The organism is Bacillota bacterium, from assembly GCA_012518215.1.
GTDB lineage: Bacteria > Bacillota > Dethiobacteria > DTU022 > PWGO01 > JAAYSV01.
The window spans coordinates 1-3,468 of sequence record JAAYSV010000001.1; the positions used below are offsets into that span (position 1 = coordinate 1).

The window sequence follows — 3,468 nt, forward strand, 5'->3', positions numbered from 1 at the left end:
AGAACCAGTAACAGTATAAAAGGCAGAAACATGGACAGGTTTTCAAGTCCCGGCATCCGTAACACTCCTTTCTGTTGTTTTTTTAAACCTTCCTACCCTCCCATAACGTATTGCACCTGCTCCAATCATCATTTTTTATAGCCGCTCTTATCCCTAGCATATATTTTTCCAAAAAATAAAGATTATGATACGTCGTCAATCTGAATCCCAGAATCTCGTTGGCACAGATCAAATGGCGAAGATACGAGCGGGAATAATTTTGACAGGCATAGCACTTGCATTTTGGTTCAATCGGCTGCATATCCGATGCATATGCCGCGTTTCTCAGGTTCAGATAGCCATCGTTCACGAATACCCTTCCGTTGCGAGCCATCCTGGTGGGCAGAACGCAATCAAATATATCTATACCAAGCCTGGCCCCCTGCAGAAGCGCATCGGGTGAACCTACCCCCATCAGATAGCGAGGGCGATCCTCCGGTAACGGGGGGATCGTATGTTCCAATGTTTCGTACATCAATTCCTTCGGTTCGCCGACACTGAGCCCCCCGATAGCATATCCGGGAAACTCCAACTCCAGAAGTTCATGGCTACTTCGTTCCCGGAGATCCCTGTATATACCCCCCTGAATGATGCCGAAGAGTGATTGGTCACGGCGCAGGTGTTGCGATTTGCAACGTTCTGCCCAGTGTGTGGTCCTGCGCACTGCTTCCTCCACCTCTGCATGGCTGGCGGGATATGGGGGGCACTGATCAAAAGCCATGATTATGTCCGCTCCAAAGATATTCTGAAGGAGCGTTGCTCTTTCCGGGGTCATGAAATGTGTTGATCCATCCAGATGGGAACGAAATGTTACCCCTTCATTGGTGATTTTTCGAAAATCCCCCAGACTGAAAACCTGAAACCCCCCGCTGTCGGTCAGGATCGGGTTGGGCCATGCCATGAATCGGTGCAATCCCCCGTGGCGCGCAATTATTTCCGCCCCGGGGCGCAGAAAAAGATGATAGGCGTTGCTCAGTATCATCTGCACACCTATTTCCCCGAGTTCTTCCGGCGAGATGGTCTTTACCGTTCCCAGAGTTCCCACGGGAAGAAAGGCAGGCGTTTCGATATGGCCGTGGGGCGTGGTTATGGTCCCCAGGCGGGCAGAAGTAGTTGAGCATTTCTTAATGATTTTGAATCTTACCGGCATGTTACCTCCCCAAACATTACCAGCTTATATCAGTCAAAATAGCGTGTCAAATGTTGGTCACAAGATGAGCATTGCATCCCCGAAACTATAAAACCGATACCTCTTCAGAATAGCCTCCTGATAAAGGCGCATAACCTCGTCCCTGCCCATGAAAGCACTTACCAGCATCAGCAGGGTGGAACGGGGCAGGTGGAAATTGGTCAGCAAGGCATCGGTGATCTGAAATGAATACCCCGGATAGATAAATAGATCCGTTTGTCCTTTTCCCTCCCCGAGTTGCCCCTTCTCATCAACAAGGGATTCCATGGCCCGGCAGGAAGAGGTACCTACGGCAATAACCCTGCCCCCCCTGTCTCCGGTCCGGTTGATCTCCCTGGCAGCGTCTGAAGGGATAGTATAATATTCCATGTGCATCTCATGATCCCTGATGTCATCGGATTTAACCGGTTTGAATGTGGCCGCACCTATATGTAAAGTCAGGAAGACCCGGCTAACACCCCGGTATTCAAGTTTTTCGAATAGATCCCTGGTGAAATGGAACCCGGCTGTCGGCGCCGCTACGGATCCTTCTATTTCGGAATAAACGGTCTGATAACTTTCAGGATCCTTCAACTCTTTTTTTATATATGGCGGCAGAGGCACTTTCCCGACAAGATTGAGCGTGTTTTCCAGCTGTTTTTCCTCTTTGAAATATACAAGGCGATGACCGCTATCCAATATTTTTTCTATAACCCCTTCCAGGCCGTCAAAAACAACGGTGCTTCCCGGAAGTGCCCTCCGACCAGGCTTGACCAGCGCTTCCCATCTGCCATCTGCATGTTTGTTCAATAGAAAAATTTCAACTTTACCGCCGGTATCCGGTTTTTTGCCGATCAGGCGTGCCGGTATTACCCTCGTGTTGTTCAGAACAAGAAGGTCTCCTTCTTCCAGAAAGGCGGGTAATTGTTGAAAAGTTGAATGTTCAATATGACCACTTTTACGCCTGTAAACCAGTAGTCGCGATTGATCGCGATCTGTCAACGGTTCCTGTGCTATCAGCTCCGAAGGCAGCAGGTAGTCATATTGAGCCAGACTATAAAGAGAATCATGGGATGATGTTGTTTTTTTTATCTGATCCGCCACCTATCTGTTTTAGTGCCTGAAAAAAACACGTATCAAGAAAGACAGGATGATACTTATCACTACACATGTAACCAGGGGAAAGTAAAAGACAAAATTTCCTTTTTCAACAATTATATCTCCGGGCAGGCGGCCCAACCCGAGTCGGCCGAGAAAGATAAAGATGAGCCCCATCAGAACAATCAGTACCCCGACAACCAGCAACATCTTGCCCAGCGTGCCCGTGTCAAACACTCTTTCCTGCACCTCCCGGTTCAATCTTGCAGTTTGATAGGCAAAATTGCGATTTCAATCAAACAGGCGTTCCTGTTCATCGAGAGGCTCGGGATAATGAAGGTAACGATATGCCTCCCTGGTCACCACTCTCCCCCTGGCGGTCCTCTTGACAAATCCCAGTTTCATGAGGTAAGGTTCGTAGACATCCTCTATCGTCTCCGTCTCCTCACTGATAGACGCTGCCAGGGTATCGATTCCTACCGGGCCACCATCATATTTTTCAATTATTACTTCCAGCAGGCGACGGTCAATCTCATCCAGCCCGTATCGATCGAGTTCGAGCATATTCAGGGCCTGACGGGCTACTTCTGCGGTTATATCTCCTGCAGCTTTCACCTGCGCAAAATCCCGCACCCGCCGCAGCAGGCGATTGGCAACACGGGGTGTTCCCCTGGATGAACGGGCCAGATCATGGGCCCCCTCTTCCGATATTTTTAAACCTAGAATCTTTGCTGATCGCTTGATTATCTTGATAATATCGTCAATTTCGTAAAAGTCCAACCTTTCTATGACTCCGAAACGGTCGCGCAGGGGTGATGTAAGCATACCGGCACGCACCGTAGCTCCGATCAGGGTAAATGGAGGCAGTTCCAGCCTCAGCGAACGGGCTCCAGGCCCCTTGCCTATTATTATATCCAACGCCGAATCTTCCATTGCCGGGTAGAGAATTTCCTCAACATAGCGGTTCAATCGATGTATTTCATCGATAAAGAGAACATCCCCCGATTCAAGATTGGTCAGCAATGAAGCCAGGTCCCCCGGTCTTTCCAGTGCCGGCCCCGAAGTGACCTTGATATTCACACCCATTTCATGTGATATGATATGCGACAGGGTGGTTTTACCCAGTCCGGGGGGGCCATAAAGCAAAACATGGTCCAGGGACT

General features: G+C 49.3%; 4 protein-coding genes. All 4 read right to left on the reverse strand.

Going from position 1 to position 3,468, the window contains the following annotated elements:
- Positions 1-82: 82 nt before the first annotated feature.
- Positions 83-1,189 carry a tRNA guanosine(34) transglycosylase Tgt gene (gene tgt, locus GX364_00005; GenBank protein ID NLI69235.1) on the reverse strand — a complete coding sequence of 369 codons (1,107 nt, stop codon included), beginning with the start codon at positions 1,187-1,189 and terminating at the stop codon, positions 83-85.
- A gap of 57 nt (positions 1,190-1,246) precedes the next feature.
- Entirely contained in the window at positions 1,247-2,260 is a 1,014-nt protein-coding gene (gene queA, locus GX364_00010) for a tRNA preQ1(34) S-adenosylmethionine ribosyltransferase-isomerase QueA (protein NLI69236.1), read from the reverse strand.
- Positions 2,261-2,320: 60 nt separating this feature from the next.
- Positions 2,321-2,524: a DUF2905 domain-containing protein gene (locus GX364_00015; GenBank protein NLI69237.1), complete on the reverse strand. Its 204-nt coding sequence runs from the start codon at positions 2,522-2,524 to the stop codon at positions 2,321-2,323.
- Between the two features lie 72 nt (positions 2,525-2,596).
- The coding region (gene ruvB, locus GX364_00020; GenBank protein NLI69238.1) for a Holliday junction branch migration DNA helicase RuvB at positions 2,597-3,468 on the reverse strand (872 nt) is incomplete at its 5' end.